The organism is Eubacteriaceae bacterium Marseille-Q4139 (assembly GCA_018223415.1).
In the GTDB taxonomy this organism is placed as follows: domain Bacteria; phylum Bacillota; class Clostridia; order Lachnospirales; family Lachnospiraceae; genus CABSIM01.
On record JAGTTQ010000001.1, the window covers coordinates 1410937 to 1428901 of the forward strand.

The following is a 17965-nucleotide window of genomic DNA, read 5'->3' on the forward strand; positions in this document are numbered from 1 at the left end:
AAAAAACCTCCTCTGTATCCATCCAGAGAAGGCACGCTTTTTTCTCCCCCGGACGAAGTTTTTCCTCCAGAGGGCTTTTTATTTTTATATAGTTTGGCACATTTATGCTTAAATTGCAAGCTCTTTTTCTGCATTTTTTACAAAAAATTATATAGCCATGCCCCGAAATAATACCGCGTTCGCAGGCTTCACCGCAGGAAAACGAGCACACAGGTGTACGGCATGCAGACATAGTTTCATTCAGCTTTCATTGACAAATTTTCCCGCTTTGGTTAGAATGGATATTACCCCGCAAGGGGCAAGGGCATTGCGATAAATACGGTAGGCGGTTAGCCACATCACCCGAAGGGGGGTGAGGCCATGCGAATTACTTTACATATCGGGCGGTTTACCGTAACGATTATAGTAAAAAGCAGAAACCGCCACCCTGGCAAGTAGCGGTTTCAGAAATATTTTTGATACTATAACTTTCTAGGGCTAACCGCTTATCGGCAATGCCCTTTCTAATTTCATTATAGTAGAAATCCGCATTTTGTCAAGTGCGGCTTCGCTTGTCTTCTGCGATTCGCAAAGCGGATATTATAAGACAACCATAAAAAAATGCCTGGCTCGTCCACCATAAATGTCAAATGTTCCTTATTTGCCATTACCAGTGTAAAAACAGAATTACTCCTATATCCAGACCTCTCTCTGCTTACACGGGAGTTTCACACATTAAATATTTTATGAATAATGTGTGATCGTCTTACATTTATGACCCAAATGAAATTTCTCGATTTTTTAACACTCACAAAACCCTATTTTATGTGGATTAGAGCGGAATACTATATACCTACTTCAAATTCATGACAACAATCTTAAAAATATCAGCAAGAATCAGGGTTTCAAAGCTGTTGGCAGTAACATGGAGTGGCAAACTCGGGAAGAAAAGTCTTGAACCTCCCCGCCAGATATGCTATATTGATAATAGAAAAGGGAAAGCCAGAGAGGCAGCCTACCCTCGACAGCAACGCATTAACCTTTTACAAGGTCAGCCGTCACTACTGCGAATAGTGGCGGCTATTTCTTTCCCTTGAAAATCTGATAACACAGACCCACAAGGGCAACAACAAATATACAAAACTGAATAAGATCAGAATATGTAACATTCATTGGTTCGCCCTCCTTTCCTCATCAGTCTGGAGGGTTGCCCCTCCGGTGAATGGAGGGTAAGCCGCCTTCGGCTCTCTGGTTTCCCATGCGGGAATTATAGCGCATTTTCCCGCTATGGACAATTCAATTTTCGATGTTTCAAAGCGTCTCCTGGAAGCCTGCCAGTTCTCCCTCGGTTTGCCGCTTGCGAAGCGAACATAGGGACAGAAACTAGAGAAAATATCGTGGTTTCTCTATGCCATTCCGGAAAAATTCCTGCCTTCAAATCCCCCCTCCCGAATCTCCGCCAATTTCTCCTGAATCCGCTCCGCCGGCCAGTCCCACCACTTTAGCCTGAGAAGCGCCTTTACCGTCTCCTCCGGGAACCGGCTGCGGATCACGCGGGCCGGCACGCCGCCCACGATGGCATAAGGCGGTACATCTTTTGTCACAACGGCACGGGCGCCAATTACCGCCCCGTCCCCGATGGTGACGCCGGCCAGGATCACCGCCTCATATCCGATCCAGACATCATTTCCAATCACAATGTCGCCTTTCCTGTCCCATGCCGCCGCCACATCCGATTTCTCCAGCCCCCATTCGTCAAAGAAGATGGGAAACGGGTATGTGGAAAGCGAGGAAAGCGTATGATTTGCGCTGTTAAAAAGGAATTTCGCCCTGCAGGCAATGGAACAGAATTTCCCGATCACCAGCTTTTCTTTGTTGACTGGATAATGGTACAGCACATTCTTCTTCTCAAATTCCCTGGGATCATGGACAAAATCGTTGTACATGGTAAACTCCCCCACCTGGATTCCAGGATCCGTCACCACATTTTTCAGGTAAACCGTTTCCCTGTCGCCCTCCCGCGGATATATCTTTTCCGGATTCATGCACTCTCCCCCTTACGAAAATTCATATCTGGAAACCGACTGGAACTGGTTGTTTTCCACGCAGTAAACGGCATGTTCCGCGGCGGAATAGACAAAGGAAACACGGGTCGCCCAGATGCCCTCCTGGCTGACAGCACGGAGTACCGAAAACCCGTCAAATACGGCAAACGTCTCCCCATATCCCTTTAGCATTGCCTCTGCCCGCTCGTATCGGTCATCCCCTGGAAGCGGGCCGGCGCCCAGTGCAGCCGCACCGCCTGCCCCTTTCCGCGCCAGAAGGGAGTCGTTGGCAATCAGGGAGAAACGGCCGCTCTCTTCCAGAAATCCAATGCCCGGCTCAACCACCAAAACGCGGCCGCGGGCGTCGGACAGCATGGCCTGCATCGTGGCGTCCGGCGCATAGACAATCTCTTTTTCCCTTACGATCTGGAGCGCGTCATCAAAGCTTATTTTTTCCCTGATAAACTGTTCCGTCAGGTCTGCTATGGTCATGCAGCGGCTGTCCTTCCGGTATGCACCGGCCGGATTCCCCTGCACATAGAGAAGCGTCCCGGCATTCCCGTTCCGGCTGACGCCGTGGTAGGAATGGCGGATGCCGTCGGGACGCAGGATGCCGATATAAAATCTGTCTTTTTCCACGATGACCTTATGATCCCATACGGAAAGGTCGATGTCGAAGTTGAAACCGGTAATCACGTCATCGCCATGATACAAAAATCTGATGCACATAACATCATGCCTCCTTTTTTCTTTTATGGTAGCGCAGCCGCGGCGCTTTTTCTATCTACCAGACGGTACCGAAACGATTTGTATCCGAAACGTCAAAAGGCAGAGGGCCTGCCGCTCTAAAACGGCCGTCTCTCTGCCTGAATCTGTGTCCAGTCTTTCCCGTCACTTCCGATATAAAATCTTCCTGATGCCGTGCACCGACAAAAAATACTTCTCTGCCAGCGCCTCCACGGAAACGCCGGCCCGGTATGCTGCCGTGATTTCGGCATCGCGCGCCGCAAGCTCCTTTCTGGATCCGGAAACCTCGCCCCACCGCTTCTGCCGGCCGGCTTTTGCCGGGACGTAAAGGTATCCACCCTGGATATAGCCCTGGAGCTCCTTTACCAGCGCATCGGGAAGAATTGCTTTTGCATTGACATATTTCATGCAGGCCTCCTCCTTGCAAACTGTCTTCAGGCGGCAAAGCCAGCATGTTTCTGCGGCATTTCCTACTCCATGCAGACACCGCAGGCTGCTGACCCTGCATGGAGTTTTGCTTCGTTGCGCTTCATCCCGTTCCCTCTTCTTTCTAAGCTTTTCTCTGGAACACGCCGCCGATTCCCAGCTCCATCCGGTACTTGGCGACGGTTCGTCTGGAGACGAGGATCCCGTCCTCCTCCAGAAGCTGTGCCAGCCGCTCATCGCTGAACGGCTTTTTCTTATCTTCCTTTTCCACCAGCTCCCTCAGCTTCTCTTTCACCGCGTTCCGGCTCATCTCTCCTGCGTCCCCGGTTTGGACGCCGCTGGTAAACAAATCGCGGATCAGGATGCAGCCGGCCGGTGCCAGAATGTATTTGTCCTTGATGGCACGGCTCACGGTGGACTTATGGATGTCCTTTTCTTTGGCAATTTCCTCTAATGTCATGGGCTTTAATGGCTCCCGGCCGAGAAGATAGCCGGACTGGCGGTTGATGATGCCCTCGGTGATGCTCTGGAGCGTCTTGTGGCGCTGGTCAAGCGCATTCATGATAAAGCGCGCCCGCTTTAACTTCTCTTCAAAATAGTTTTTCAGCTCCTGATCCTGCGCCGTTTCCATCATCCGGACATAAAACTCGTTGATCTGCACATTCCCGACGCGCCTGTCGTTGAACTCCATCGTCCACTGGCCGTTCTGGCAGGACAGCAGGATGTCCGGGAAAATGTACTGGGCACGTTCCCGCCCGTATCCGTTTAACGGCCGCGGGTTCAGCCCTTTTATCACCTGGATCAGCTTCCGCACCTCCATGGACGTAAGCTTCAGCTCTCTGGAAATGGCGCTGATCCGGCCTTCGGCAATGTCCTTTAAATGCCCGCTGATAATCCGGCTTAAGAGTTCTTCCTTTTCCATGCCCTTGATCTGAAGAAGCAGGCATTCCTCTAACCCCGAGGCAAAAATCCCCCTGGGCTCCAGCATCTTGAGGCGCCCCAGTACCTCCTCCGTCAGAGAAACCGGCAGCGAAAGCGCTTCTGCGATTTCCTCTGCGGATACGAGAAGATATCCACTGTTTTCTAACGACTGGACGCAGAAATCCACAATGGCCCTCTCTTTATCCCCCATTTCTTTCCATCGAAGCTGGGGATAAATCAGCTCCTCCACAGACTCCGTGCCGTCCTCGATCTGGTAAAGCTCCTGGTCGCCGGAGTCATCCCCGGAACGGCTCCCATAAAACCGGTCAGAATCCCGGTAGGCCACCGGCATCTCTGTCGGGCGGCCGTCCGCCGAATATTCAATCAGCGGATTTTCAATTTCTTCATTCTGTAAGAACTCCTGAAGCTCTGTTACAGACATACTCAGGATATTGAGCGACTCCATCTGCACCTGAGAAAGTATCTGTTTTGTCTGAAGAGACAATCCTGTCTTAATTTCCAATGCAACTCCCCTGTCTTTCTCCTTTGCAGGCAGCCGGCCGGTATGCGGCCGGTGGTCTTTAGCGGCTTGCAGAACGGCAGGCACGGCACTGCGGCCCCTGGCGGTGCGTCGGTCTCCGCACCGTCATGGCTTGTTCGCGGCCATGTTCCCCTCCGCTCATTGCTCACCTAACAGTTTACCACATCCATTCCTGTATCGCAACCAGGGGAAAAGAGAAACGGCAGGCTTATCCCAGGGGACAAACACTTACTTTTTCAGGAGTCCGGCCATATTGTCCGCCAGAGTTTCCAGAATCTGGATCGCATGTGGCTCCTGATTCTCTATGGCTTTTTTTGTAATTACCGGATAGTCGAGACTTCCGATCACAGGCATCTGGCACGGCACAAAGTACCGGTGCAGGCGGTCAAGGGCCGCCGTCCCTCCCGTCCATTCGCAGGTGACGAGCGCGGCGCCCGGCTTTCCATGAAAAAGCTGGCTCCTGGTGCATGTGGAATAAAAGACCCGGTCAAGGAGAGCGCACAAAGCCCCGTTGGGCCCGGCAAAGTACACAGGGCTTCCCACAACAATCCCGTCCGCAGCCAGGATTTCTTCTGTCAGCCGGACACAGCCGTCGTCTTCAAACACACACCGGTTCGTCCCGCGGCAGCCGCCGCAGCTAATACAGCCGCGCACCGGCTGGTTCCCGATCTGAAAAAGGTTCGTTCTGAACCCATGTTCCTTAAGCCGCCTCTCCACAACAGACAGCGCCGCGGCCGTATGCCCGTCTTTTCTCGGGCTTCCGTTTATGAGCAGTATTTCCATGCCTATTCTTCCTCCATCCGCTCCAGCAAAAATACAACCGGCCGAACCCCGTCATCGCAGCAGAGAATCTGCTCCTTCGGATCTTTCATCCAGCCCTCCCAATAGAAATTCCCTCCCTGAAGGGCAGAATACACCTTGATTTTAATAATGTCCCATGCTGCCATGCAGAATTTGTTCTCATAAGGGAACCTGTCATAATTTTCCTTCGTGACAATAAACTCCTGGCCTTCCTCAAACAGGGAACATTTTCCGGTCCCCGGGTTCACAAGGAAGCGGTCTGCCAGCTCCTGATAATATTCACGTCTGATTACTGTAATTTTTACTTTGCGTTTCATTGCTCTCTCCTTTCCCTTGCAGCCGGACATTTCCGGCCGTCCACATACCACAGGCATCTCCTGCACCGGCGGCAGGGAACGGGATTCTCCCCGGAAAGCACTTTTCCTGCCCATGCCGGATCTGCCAGATGCCCGCGCCCCACGGCAATCATGTCCGCAAGGCCTTCCTCCAGCGCCTGTTCGGCCTGTTCGCCGGTAAAAATATTCCCGACGCCGATCACCGGAAGATCGCTTTTCTGCTTCACAAGCGATGCCGCATAGAGTTTTCCGTCAAATGCAAACGACGGCGGGACGTTTATATAACTGCCCATGCCTGTGGAAACGTCTAAAAGGTCCCCGCCTGCTTCCTGGATCACCTGCGCCGTCTGCACCAGCTCCTCCGGATCCCGATTGCCGAAGCGCACAGCCAGCAGAAAGCCGCTTCCGCAGGTCTCACGGATTTCACAAATCAACTCTCTCAGAAGACGGATGCGGTTCTCAAACGCCCCGCCGTAGCCGTCAGTCCTCGTACTTGTTTCAATTACCCGGTTCAAATACATGCCATGCGCCGCATGGAGCTCCGCGCCGTCAAAACCAGCTTTCTGACATCGGATGGCCGCCTGGATAAAATCGTCATGGTACTGTTTAAATTCCTGCTCGGGAATCTCCGCAATGCTGCTGTAAGGCATGGCGGAAAGCCCGGTATTCATGAGCTGGACAAGGGCTGCCGCACCGTTCTTTTTCGCCGCCTCTGCCAGCCGTTTTAACCCGTCCATGCATCCGTCCTCATACACGCCGATGGTATTCCGCGGCTCCTCCAGCTTAGAAACTGCACACGCCTCAATAATCACCAGCCCGGCGCCGCCTTCAGCGTAAGCCCCGTACCGCTCCAGATGGCGCTGATTCACAAGTCCGTCCTTTTCCGTCATGCCGAAATCGGCCATCGCCGGCACTGCAATCCTGTTTTTTATGGTTTTCCCGCCGGCAGAAATCGGACGGTTTAGATATGTAAATTCCTGTCTCATTCTCATCTGACCGCCTTTCCCATCTCATATGCCTGTTCCGGATAGTCAGTCTTTTCGATTGCCTCCCGTGTATAGCAGCCATAAGCCAGCAAGGTTCCCATATCCTGCCATTTCAGGTAATGAAGCGTCTCCCGATAGCTCCCGACGACACCGTTCATGATCCGTTCCTCCCGGCTGGCCGCCGTCACAATGAGCTGTGCTTTTTTCGCCGTGCCGCGGATTTTGTCGTCGATTCCGTGGAAACGGTCCACGGCTGCCTTAAGCTGCGCCGACATGGCGTGATAGTAAAGCGGCGTGACGAACACCACCATGTCTGCCTTCTCAAGCTCCGGGTAAAGCTTTGTCATGCCGTCCTGGAATACACAGGGGTGCGTCCCGCAGCCGCAGGCATCACAGCCGATGCACGGGTGCACCGTCTCAAAAGCCGCGTCAAAGCGGAATACCTCATGCCCCGCTTCCCTGGCTCCCTGAATCCATCTGTCTGCCAGCAGGGCAGACGTCCCGTTTTTATGCGGGCTTCCCGTCAATACAACAATTTTCATGATCTTCTCCTCCTGGTTCCCGTTCTCCGGGTGATTGAAAAATGCCGTCTTTGATGCTATACTAAAAATGCAGTAATTTACAAATTGGAGGTGGCAGCGTGCTGACGCCGCGCTATTTTTTTGCTGAGGATTTCCGGCCGTTTTATGACTATTTCCTGTCGCAGCCCCATGTCCGGCGGACGTTCCGCCGGGGCGATTACCTGTGGGCGCCGGGAGAGCCCTACGAAAAGCTCCACTATATTATTTCCGGCACTGCTGTCCATTTCGCCGACCATGAAACCGGCCGCCGCAAAATCATCAGCTTCCACGGGCCGGGCACGGTTTTTCCCGGCTACCGGAATCAGGACTTTAAAATCGAGCTTTCCCTCATCACGGTGGCCCTGTCTGACATGGAGGTTCTGGAGTTTACGCTCCCCCAGTTCCAGCAGATGTTTGAGTCCAACACCGCCCTCAGCGAACAGGTGGTGAACTGGCATGCCATGTATATTAACCGACTGCTTTTTGAAACCGTGCACCAGGAATACAATTCGTCTTTCGTAAAAATCTGCAATCTCCTGTATCTTCTGGCTGTCAACCAGCCGGCGGGCTCCGGGCCCGTTATCGACATGACCCAGGAAGAACTCGCCGAGCTTTTAGGTTTAAGCCGGATCCAGCTCACCAGGGGTCTCTCCGCCCTGCGCCAGAGGAATCTGATCTCCACCGCCCGCGGAAAAATCCACGTGACCGATCTTTCGGCGCTGGCAGAGCTCTGTTCCTCGGAAACGATCTGAGCTGCGGCCGGACTGCGTTCCTGTTGTTTCAGTATAGCATTTCTCCCGACGGGAGATCAGCTTCAAATGATATAGAGGAGTCCTGGACGGCATATAAAAATGGCGGAAATTCCTGCCGATCCATGCTAAAATAGGGCAGTCCCTAGTTTTTTCATAACTTTGGGACTGCCCTGTTCTTGTGGCAGAAGCTTATTTTTTAGATGGTTTGGTAAGCGCTTATACAAGCGGCTCCGTGATTTTATAAAACAGAATCAACTTTTTGTCTTTATTGTCTGATTGAAATTCCGCGCGCTGATCCGCTGTTCCATCACCTGTTTTTTTCTCCAACCGCCTGTTTCCCGCATTTCAATCGCCTGATTTTGGGATTCAACACCTGTTTTATCACTCAATTGCTGCCCAATTGGCCTTAATTTATATCGGCATTATACTATTTCTTTACCGCGGAATCAACTGCCATACTGCTCGCTCCAAGATGTCAATGCCCTCGTCTTTTAGAATCTCCATCAGTCTCAAACAAAAGCAGAGGGCTCCCTCTCCCAAGAAAGGATTCCCTCTGCAATTACATTTATTCTGTTTATTCTTTTAAAATCCCGATCTCTTTATGGATATTCGTTCCCGCACATGCAGCAGAGAATCAGCTCACGCGGATCCCTGGATAGTTCTCCATTCCCCTCTCAGTACCGCGAATGGCATCCAGCTTTTTGTCTCCCTGTCCTGTGGAGATTGATGCCGCACACAGAATCATTAAATCAGGTCATCCGAAGTTTCTGCAAGCAGCTTGTCAAAGTCGCTCCGATAGGCTCTGTCCTGCAACACCCGGAACTTTTCAAACTCTTTCTCGGCAAAGGCTTTGGCAATGACTGCGGTTACTTTGCCCTTGTCGTGCAGAATATCTTCCTCGTTGAACTGTAAAAATGCGTCAAGCCGTTTGACCCAATCAGCCATATACATAACATTTCCCCGGCGGGCCTGCCTCTCCGCATAGTCCAAATACATAGTGACGATCTCGTTTAGGTTACGCATTTCTGATTCGTTCAAATAGTTTTTAGCAACGATGACATCCGATTTGCGAATGCGCCCTTGGGGGGCGTTTTTCCATGTGGTCAGCCCCATGTTGGGCTTGGTGCTGTCTGCACGGCCATATACAATCTCAGCAGCGGTATGGTGGGTCACTGCATAGTGGAGCTTATTCTGCACTGTGGAGAAAAACTCCTTTGTGATGGGGCTCTCCACATCGTAGTCGGCACTGCACTGGGAATAAATGTCCGTGATTTTCTGATAGAACCTTCTCTCGCTGGCCCGTATATCCCGGATACGCTCTAGTTGTTCTTCAAAATAATCTTTGCCAAAAAAGTTCTCCGGCTCCCGCAGACGTACGTCATCCATCACATAGCCTTTGATGATAAACTCTTTTAAGACCCTGTTTGCCCAAATGCGGAACATGGTTGCTTTTTTTGAGTTCACACGATACCCCACAGCAATTATGGCATCCAGATTATAATAGTTCGTTTGATATCTCTTGCCGTCTGCCGCAGTTGTTTCCATTTTGGAAACAACTGAATCCTCGCTTAGTTCGCCGGATTCAAAAATATTTTTCAAATGCTTGGAAATGGCCGCTTTCTGTACCTCAAACAATTCCGCCATTTTTGCCTGTGTCAGCCAGAGATTTTCCTGAAAGAGCAGGATTTCCACTCGTACCTCTCCATTATCAGTCTTGTAAAAGAGGATTTCCCTGGTTTCATAAGGGGTCAGGCCATGTTCGACGCTCATTCTTCTTCACTCCCATCTGCCCTGCTCTCTATGCAATCCGTATCTATATTCCCTTATTCCTTCAAAAACCTGGCCTCCCAGGCATATTCTTCCAGCTTTTCGATCTCCGCTTCCGTAAACCCGAACACATCCTTTAAAATCCCGATTTCCTTATGGATATCTGTTCCTGACGCCGTCATGTTGTCGGAATTTACCGTGACGTGCACGCCCATGTCGAACAGGCGGCGGATCGGATGCTCTTCCATGGACGGCACCACCTTGGTGTGGTAGTTGCTGGAAACGCAGACCTCTAAGGTCACGTTCTTTTCAATCAGCTCCCTGATGAGCGCCTCGTCATTCACTGCCGCGACGCCGTGGCCGATGCGCTTCGTCCCGTAAGACAGCGCCGTCCGCATGCTCTCGGGGCCTGCCGCCTCGCCGGCGTGGATCGTCATCGGAAGCCCGTACTCGTTTACCTTATCAAACACCGGCTTAAAAAGCTCTGTCGGGAACAGGCCTTCCGCCCCGGCGATGTCCACGGCGCATACCACGTCGCCCAGGTATTTTTTCGCCGTCTCCACGGTTGCCATGTTAAGCTCCTGATTTTTGTCCCCGCGCATACAGCAGAGGATCAGCCCCACACGGATTTGCGGATATTTCTCCATCCCGCGCTTCGCGCCGCGGATGGCCGCCTCTACCACCTCGTCCTGGCTCATGCCTTCCTTTACGGAAAGCAGCGGCGCAAAGCGGATCTCCGCATAGTCCACACCGGATTTTGCCAGGTCTTCCGTCAGCTCAAAGGTCACGCGCTCGATGGCCTCCGGCTTCTGGAGCACAAGAAGCGGCAGGTCGAACCGCTCCAGATATTCCTCCAGTGTTTTGCAGTTTTCCGGCACCCGCATCTGGTGACGAACCTCGTCAAGGCTCTCTGCCGGAAGCTTGATCCCCTGCTCCTTCGATAACTCCCAAACCGTCTCCGGCCGCAGGGAACCGTCTAAATGTAAATGAAGTTCTATCAAATGATTCATATTGTCTCGTTTCCTCCGTTTGTTTATTTTGGGTCTGTGATTTCTATGCCGTTCACACGAAGTTCTTCGGCCGCCAGGTCAATCGTATCGTTCCAGCTGATTCCGAGACCTCCAATATCCACTTTTACCTGCCTGTACAATCCGGCTATATCTCTCAGATCCCGAAAAACCGGCCACTTCTCAAACAGCGGCTTCAAGTCGTATTTTTTTCTTACCCCGTCTGCAAAAACTACCGACAAAATAAAATTTTCTTCAGGAGTTACACTCTGCACTTTATAAAACATCGCATGACCTCCTCTTTCTCTGTGGCATTATTCTAAGGGCGGCAGTTCCCTAAATTCTTGTGTATTCCATATCTTCAGTAATTCTTCCTGATTTTTTTCAGCCCATTCCTGAACCAGCATCAGAGCCCGTCTGGGAAGATCGCCTTCCATCCTTTCTTAAGATATCATTTTCACAAAACCTTCCGCTCCAGAATATCATCATATCTTCGGAAAGTCAATTCCGCCGTATGCCAAAAAGCACTTCCGCACCGCCAAATCGCGCGCCTGGCTGTGTGAAAGTGCTTTTCCTCCTTCGGCCGCCCTACTTCCCGGCAGCCGCCTTCATCTGTTTCTTTTTCTTATTGTGCTCCACCATGGCGCAGTAAACCGTGTAGGCGATGACGATAATCAGGTACGGCATCATCTGGATAAACTGGAGCGGGATGCTGGAGGACTGGAGGTAGTTGGCAAGGCTCTGGCAGAAGCCGAAAAGGAGCGATGCCAGCATGCCGACAACCGCGTTCCCCGCGGCGATGGCCTGGGTTGCCAGGGCGATGTAGCCGCGGCCGGCCGTCATGCCGGAGGAGAACAGGCCCACATATCCCATGGAGAGGAATGCGCCTGCCATGCCCGTCAGGATACCGCTAAGGCTCAGTGCGATGTATTTCACGCGTCCCACCGGGATACCTACGGACTCCGCCGCCTCCGGCGACTCGCCGACGGCGCGGATATGCATGCCGAGCCGCGTGTACTTAAACATGTACCAGACAACCGCCACCAGAATCAGCGCCGCGTATGTCAGGATGTGGTGTCCGGAAAGCACCGCGCCGATGACCGGGATGTCTTTCACCACCGGGATCGTAAGGCTCGGAAGCTTTAAGGACGGCAGGGACGTGGACGCACCCTTTTCCCCGGTAATCAGGTAGAGGACAAAAATCGTCCCGCCGGACGCAAACGTGTTGAGGGCGATACCGGAAATAACCGAGTTGGAATGGAGCTTCAAAACAAAGTACGCCAAAATGTTGCTGATGACAAAGCCAGCGAGCACAGCCCCCAAAAAGCCAATCCATGCGCTCTGGCTGAAGGCGCTGACAACAACGCCGACAAAGGCCGAAATGAGCATCGTGCCCTCTAAGGCGATGTTGTTGGTGCCGGATCTTGACGCGATCATGGCGCCGAGTGTCGTAAGAAGCACCGGAGTCGCGCTTCGGAACATGGCGAAATAGAACTCCGGGAGACTTAAGGTACCAAAAATATCCTGAATCACATTCATAGTTATGCCTCCCCTCCAAGTGCCTTCTTGGCCTCCTGGCGCTGCTTCCAGCCTGCCATGAAGCGTTCAGCGGTTACAAACAGAATCAACACGGCCTGGATGATGGAAACCAGCTCGTTCTGGACATCCGACCGGCGGGACATCAAGTCAGCGCCCACGCGGATGTAGGCCAGGAAGAAGGCCGCAAACGGAACCATCTTCGGGTTGTTGCCGGAAAGGATTGCGATGATGACGCCGTCCCACGCATAGGACGGGGAATCCTGCCAGTTGAAACGCTGGTACATGGCCATCTGCTCCACGGAACCGCCGAGACCTGCGACGGCGCCGGCGATCACCTGGGTAAAGATGATGACCTTTGCCGTGTTGATGCCGGAATACTTCGCAAACTGCGGGTTGCTTCCGGAAATCCGGATTTCGTAGCCGAATTTCGTCTTGAAGACGAGAATAAACAGCAGAATCACGACGCCGATGGCGATCAGGTAGCCCACATGGAAGTCGGTCTTTTCAATGAGCGTCCCGAGGGAAGCCGTGCTCTGGTACTTTAAGGAGGCGAAGGTGCCGGCCTCGCGGTCTGCCAGGTACTTCGTCACCGTGTAGATACCGAGGTAAAAGAATACATAGTTTAACATCAGGGACGTCACCAGCTCGTTGGTGTGGAAAAACACCTTGAGAAGCGCCGGGATGCTGCCGATGATGCCGCCCACAATGGCTGCCGTCACCATGATAACAATGGGATGGACGCCTGCCGGGAGATTTAACTTGATGGCCATGGCCGCCGTCACGACGCCGCCCGTATAGAGACAGGCATCGGCAATCATGGAAAAGTTTCCCGATTTAAAGACAAGCCCCAGGGCAAGTCCCGTGAAAATAAGCGGCACGCTGCTGGCGAATACGTTGAAGAAATGGCGCTTCGACTGGAGCGGCCCTAAAAACAGGTTGTAGATGGCCGTCACCGGCTCCTCGCTGATGGCGAAAATAATCGCCACGGAGATGGCAATGGCAATGGCGAAGGCGCATGCCAGACGGACAACGGTAAACTTCTTATTCATGGTATGCACCTCCGATCCTCTCTTTAGAATCCTCCTTGACGCCAAGCATGTAAAGGCCCAGCTCATTCTCGGAGGTATGTTTTACGTCGTCGATATAGCCCACGATCCGCCCCTCATGCATGACGAGGATCGTATCGCTTAAGGAGAGCACCTCGCTTAAGTCGGCGGAAACCAGAAGAATCGCTTTCTTTCTCTTCCTCATCTCCACGATCCGCTTTCTGATGAACTCGATGGCGCCCACGTCGATGCCGCGGGTCGGCTGGTTCATGATTAAAAGCTCGGGATCATAATCGTACTCGCGGCCCACCACAAGCTTCTGGACGTTTCCGCCGGAGAGCTCGGAGACGGACTGCTTGGAATTATCGTATTTTACAAGGAATTCATCGAGGATCCGCTTCGTGAATTCCGTCACCTTTCTGCTGTCGATGAGGCCGTGGGACTTTAATTTGTCCGTATAGTAGACCTTGGAAATCGCATTGTCCTCCAGGGAGAGCTTCGGGGCCGTCCCGTACTTCATCCTGTCTTCGGACACATGGGAAATCCCGGCCTCCTGGCGCTTTAACACCGGCGCATGGGAGAGGTCGTTTCCGTTTAGGGAGATCGTCCCGTTCTGCTGCTTTAATGTGCCGACGATGGTCTCTACAAGCTCCGACTGGCCGTTTCCGTCGATGCCGGCGATTCCTAAAATCTGTCCCTCACGGATGGAAAAGGACACATGGTCGAGCCTTGTCTTTCCAAACTGGTCGGCATAAACCAGGTCTTTTACGGAAAAGACGGTTTTTCCGAAATCCGCTTCGTCCTTTTCGATGTCAAGGCTCACGTCGCGGCCCACCATCAGGCGGGAAATCTCGTGCTCGTCCAGGTCGGAAATCTCGTAGGTTCCCATGGTGCGCCCGTCTCTTAAAATCGTCATGCGGTTACAGAGGGCCTTGACCTCGTTGAGCTTATGGGAAATGAAAATAATTGTATGTCCGTTTTCCCGGAGAAGCTTTAACTGTTCAAAGAGCTCCTCCGTCTCCTGGGGCGTTAAAACTGCCGTCGGCTCGTCTAAGATCAGGATGTGGGCGCCGCGGTATAACGCCTTTAAAATTTCTAATTTCTGACGCATGGCAAGGGAGATGTCCTCGACCTTTTCCTGCGCCTCTACCTTCAGGTTATATTTTTCCGACAGCTCCGTCGTGATGCGGACTGCCTCTTTTCTGTCCACCTTAAGGCGGCCGCCTGTCTCCGCCCCAAGGATCAGGTTCTCCGCCACGGTCATGGACGGCACCTGCATGAAATGCTGATGCACCATGCCGAGGCCGGCTGCGATGGCGTCGCTGGAGGAAGAAAAGTGTACTTCCTTCCCGTCCACAAAGATCTGGCCCTCGGTGGGCGAGAGCATGCCGAACAGCATTTTCATCAGCGTGGATTTTCCCGCGCCGTTCTCCCCCACAAGCGCATGGATTTCGCCCTTTCTGACCTCAAGGTTTACGTTGTGGTTCGCCACAACGCCGCCGGGATACACCTTCGTGATATTCCGTGCTTCCAGGATATTCCCCTGCTCCATAACATCTTTCCTTTCTCCTAAATGCACGCAAATCTCCTGCCCTCCAGGGGAACAGGAGATCTGCGCCGGCAGTCTGATTCTTTATATGTCCTTATTACTGGGCACCGTCAATGATTCCCTTAAGGGTGGCCTCATCCATGCCGTATGCACTGTCAACCGTTACTTCGCCTGCAAGGAGCTTGGACTCTGCGTCGATGACTGCAAGGCGGATGTCCTCCGGAACAACGGTCTGATAGATGTCATTGTCTGCAAGGCCGACTGCACCGTCCGTAAGGCCGAGGATCTCATACTCACCGTAGGGCAGCTCGCCGTCGATATGTCTCCGGATGGAGTTAAAGATGCTGTCGCCTACGCCCTTGATGGCAGAGGAGATGATGAAGTTCTCTTCCGGCTCGCCCTCGTATGCAAGAGCCTGGTCGGAGTCAACGCCGATGACGTATTTCTGGCTCTCGGCTGCTGCCTCGATAACGCCTACGGAAGCCGGGCCGGCAGCTACGAATACGCAGTCAGCGCCGGAAGAATACTGAGTCAGGGCAAGCTCTTTTGCCGTCGCGGAATCCACATAGGAACCAACGTAGGAAACCTTCACCTGGATGTCCGGGTTTACGAACTGAGCGCCTTCGATATAGCCGACAGCGGAGTCGTTGATAACGGCAGCCGTGTCTTTTGCGCCTACAAAGCCGATTACGGCATCTTCATTTGCAAATTCCATATCGGAGGACGTTACGCTTGCAGCCAGGACGCCTGCTAAGAAGGCAGCCTCGTTCTGCTTGTAGCTCATGGAATATACGTTGCTTAAGTCGTCTAAGGTATAGTCCACATCCGTATCGAAGATGATGTACTTCTTGTCCGGGTAATCGGGAGCAACCGTCTCAAGGACTTCCTTCATATCCCAGGTTCCGACGATGATGATGTCTGTATCTGTCTCAGAAGCGTCAAGAAGGGAACCCTCGAACTTTGTCTTGTCGTTGCCCATCTCGATCATTTCTACTTCCACCAGGTCGCTCATCTCGTTCTGGAGTCTCTCCATACCGGCCTGTGCGGAGTCGTTGAACGCCTTGTCGCCGAAGGAACCTGTTACCATCAGGGTTACTTTTACCTTCTCGCCGGTGGCTTCTGCTGCCTCTTCGGCTGCTTCTGTGCCGTCTGCCGCCTTGCTGTCTTCCGATGCTTCGGTGGTCTCAGCCGCGCTTGCTGCTGCGGTTGTCTCTTCGTCGCTTCCCGCGCATCCAAACAGCATGGACGCTGCAAGGGCCATCGTCAGAGCGCCGCATAAGAATCTCTTTTTCATAATCAGTCATTCTCCTTTTCATAATAAGTTGATTTATTCAAACTATCCAGTTTTTCCAGATAGTTTTTCTTGTCCATCACCGGCCGGAAGGCTTCTTTAATCTTCCATGCCGCCGCGCCGCCGTCCGTTAAAAGCCCTTCTACCGTGTCGGCAAAGTAGTGGGCCGGAACCCGGTAGGCCTGTTCCTCGTCGGCCGTCTTAAAATCCTTTCCGTGGATCGTGCCGGAAAAGCCTGCGATGCCGATTTCCACCGTCGGCCACATGAGGGAAATGTCGCCCATGTCGCCGGAGGCAAAGCCGTGGGTTCCCTGGGCAATTTTTTCCGGTTCCATGTATTTGAGAATGTGGGTCTTTACGAATTCCGTCAGGTTTTCATCCTGATGGAGCGGGAAATAGCCCGGCGTGTCCTGGATTTCCAGGCCGCAGCCAATGGCTAAGGCGCCCGCCCGAAGGGCCCTGTTCACTTTGGCGTTTGTCTCGAAAATGGCGTCCACGGTTTTGGCCCGCACATACATCTCAATCTGCGTCCTGGCCGGCACCGTGTTGACGGTCTGGCCGCCCTCCTGCATGACAAAATGAACGCGGATGGCGTCCTCGGCCCTAAAGGTCTCCCGCAGGAAATTGATGCCGGTCATGGCGAGGTTCGCCGCGTTTAAGGCGTTTACGCCGCCCTCGGGATTTGCGCCGGCGTGGGTGGCCTTTCCGTAGAAAATGGCCCGCTTCTGGATGAAGCCGTTTAAGCCTGCGCCGATTTCTGCGTGGTAGGTTTCCATGTCGATGCCCATGGCGTGACAGGACAGCATGATATCGATGTCGTCAAAGACGCCTGTGGCAATCATCTCCTGCTTGCCGGACGGGTAATGAAGCTTTCCCTCGGCAATCAGGCTCTTTCTGTAATCCATGTCGCAGAATTCCTCTCCCGGCGTCACGAGAAGCGTGACCTTGCCGCAGAGATCCTTTAACATGTCCGATTCCTTTATGGCCAAAAACAGGCTTAACATTACGCCGATCTGGGCGTAGTGGCCGCAGGTGTGGGCCGCGTAGTCGCCCTCGTTGGCGTAGGGGTGCCCAAGGGTCGGGACGGCGTCAAACTCGGCGATCAGGCCGATGTTTGGGCCAGGCTTTCCCGAATCCAGGCAGGCCGTAAGCCCGGTGTAGGCCGCGTCCTTATAGGGAATCCCGGCCTGTTCTAATTTTGCGATGACTTTCTTTCTCGTCTCAAATTCTTTGAAGCCCAGCTCCGGATGGCAGTAGATGTCCTCGCTCATGGCGATGATTTCCGGAAGTACGGCATTTAGCGACTCATGGATCTGATTCATATATCTTTTCTCCTCTCGGAACAAAAAAACAGAAAATACGTCCAGCCGGCCCATTTCCGCATCCGGATGGCCGGCGAAGTGTTTTCTATAATAAGTACATGACAATATATGACAAATTCATGACTATCATAATCAATGCAGAGGGGGATTGTCAAGGGAAAAACGAAAGAATATATAGCAAGCTACCGCAGTCCAACATGTTTTCAGAACACTTTCGCAAAGCTTATGGAGATTATTGCCTAATTGCGCGAAACGCTTGCACCCCCCCCCCCGGGATTTGTTATAATGTTTTGGAACTTTAAGGCTCTGGCAAATTAAATCGTCAAGCCATAGCTATTACGGGCGGGAGGT

General features: G+C 52.7%; 18 protein-coding genes. 1 reads left to right on the forward strand and 17 read right to left on the reverse strand.

Going from position 1 to position 17965, the window contains the following annotated elements; all coding sequences use genetic code 11:
- Positions 1-1385: 1385 nt before the first annotated feature.
- The 8 genes from KE531_06840 to KE531_06875 form a co-directional block, all read right to left on the reverse strand.
- On the reverse strand, positions 1386-2024 hold the full coding sequence (locus tag KE531_06840; GenBank protein ID MBR9953339.1) for a CatB-related O-acetyltransferase: 639 nt from the start codon (positions 2022-2024) through the stop codon (positions 1386-1388).
- 12 nt (positions 2025-2036) lie between these two features.
- A complete protein-coding gene (locus tag KE531_06845; GenBank protein MBR9953340.1) occupies positions 2037-2753 on the reverse strand; it encodes a conjugal transfer protein in 717 nt (238 codons plus the stop codon).
- 162 nt (positions 2754-2915) lie between these two features.
- Positions 2916-3179 (reverse strand): hypothetical protein, encoded by a 264-nt coding sequence (locus tag KE531_06850; protein MBR9953341.1) that lies wholly within the window; start codon positions 3177-3179, stop codon positions 2916-2918.
- A gap of 142 nt (positions 3180-3321) precedes the next feature.
- Positions 3322-4641, reverse strand: a complete 1320-nt coding sequence (rpoN, locus tag KE531_06855) for an RNA polymerase factor sigma-54 (GenBank protein ID MBR9953342.1) — start codon at positions 4639-4641, stop codon at positions 3322-3324.
- Between the two features lie 246 nt (positions 4642-4887).
- The gene (locus KE531_06860; GenBank protein ID MBR9953343.1) at positions 4888-5442 is read right to left on the reverse strand and encodes a flavodoxin family protein; all 555 of its coding nucleotides are present in this window, start codon (positions 5440-5442) and stop codon (positions 4888-4890) included.
- Between the two features lie 2 nt (positions 5443-5444).
- Complete coding sequence (locus tag KE531_06865) at positions 5445-5777, reverse strand: TIGR04076 family protein (GenBank protein MBR9953344.1); 333 nt, start codon at positions 5775-5777, stop codon at positions 5445-5447.
- Positions 5774-6787 (reverse strand): NADH:flavin oxidoreductase, encoded by a 1014-nt coding sequence (locus tag KE531_06870; protein MBR9953345.1) that lies wholly within the window; start codon positions 6785-6787, stop codon positions 5774-5776. Before KE531_06870 ends, KE531_06865 begins: the two co-directional genes overlap by 4 nt.
- Positions 6784-7323 (reverse strand): flavodoxin family protein, encoded by a 540-nt coding sequence (locus tag KE531_06875; protein MBR9953346.1) that lies wholly within the window; start codon positions 7321-7323, stop codon positions 6784-6786. The genes KE531_06870 and KE531_06875 overlap by 4 nt, the downstream gene beginning before the upstream one ends.
- Before the next feature lie 98 nt (positions 7324-7421).
- Here KE531_06875 and KE531_06880 point away from each other — a divergent pair, with 98 nt between their 5' ends.
- Entirely contained in the window at positions 7422-8093 is a 672-nt protein-coding gene (locus KE531_06880; GenBank protein MBR9953347.1) for a Crp/Fnr family transcriptional regulator, read from the forward strand.
- Positions 8094-8837: 744 nt separating this feature from the next.
- On the opposite strand, the gene KE531_06885 is transcribed toward KE531_06880, so the two are convergent.
- From KE531_06885 to KE531_06925, 9 genes are all read right to left on the reverse strand, one after another.
- Complete coding sequence (locus KE531_06885; GenBank protein MBR9953348.1) at positions 8838-9863, reverse strand: virulence RhuM family protein; 1026 nt, start codon at positions 9861-9863, stop codon at positions 8838-8840.
- A gap of 53 nt (positions 9864-9916) precedes the next feature.
- Complete coding sequence (gene add, locus KE531_06890; protein ID MBR9953349.1) at positions 9917-10870, reverse strand: adenosine deaminase; 954 nt, start codon at positions 10868-10870, stop codon at positions 9917-9919.
- A 23-nt stretch (positions 10871-10893) separates the two neighbouring features.
- Positions 10894-11154: a DUF2442 domain-containing protein gene (locus KE531_06895; GenBank protein MBR9953350.1), complete on the reverse strand. Its 261-nt coding sequence runs from the start codon at positions 11152-11154 to the stop codon at positions 10894-10896.
- A 27-nt stretch (positions 11155-11181) separates the two neighbouring features.
- On the reverse strand, positions 11182-11304 hold the full coding sequence (locus KE531_06900; GenBank protein ID MBR9953351.1) for a DUF4160 domain-containing protein: 123 nt from the start codon (positions 11302-11304) through the stop codon (positions 11182-11184).
- A gap of 151 nt (positions 11305-11455) precedes the next feature.
- Positions 11456-12406 (reverse strand): ABC transporter permease, encoded by a 951-nt coding sequence (locus KE531_06905; GenBank protein ID MBR9953352.1) that lies wholly within the window; start codon positions 12404-12406, stop codon positions 11456-11458.
- 2 nt (positions 12407-12408) lie between these two features.
- The gene (locus KE531_06910) at positions 12409-13455 is read right to left on the reverse strand and encodes an ABC transporter permease (protein ID MBR9953353.1); all 1047 of its coding nucleotides are present in this window, start codon (positions 13453-13455) and stop codon (positions 12409-12411) included.
- Positions 13448-15004, reverse strand: coding sequence for an ABC transporter ATP-binding protein (locus KE531_06915; GenBank protein MBR9953354.1), 1557 nt, complete (start codon positions 15002-15004; stop codon positions 13448-13450). Before KE531_06915 ends, KE531_06910 begins: the two co-directional genes overlap by 8 nt.
- Before the next feature lie 94 nt (positions 15005-15098).
- On the reverse strand, positions 15099-16295 hold the full coding sequence (locus tag KE531_06920) for a BMP family ABC transporter substrate-binding protein (protein ID MBR9953355.1): 1197 nt from the start codon (positions 16293-16295) through the stop codon (positions 15099-15101).
- A 2-nt stretch (positions 16296-16297) separates the two neighbouring features.
- On the reverse strand, positions 16298-17614 hold the full coding sequence (locus KE531_06925) for an amidohydrolase (GenBank protein ID MBR9953356.1): 1317 nt from the start codon (positions 17612-17614) through the stop codon (positions 16298-16300).
- Positions 17615-17965: the final 351 nt, after the last annotated feature.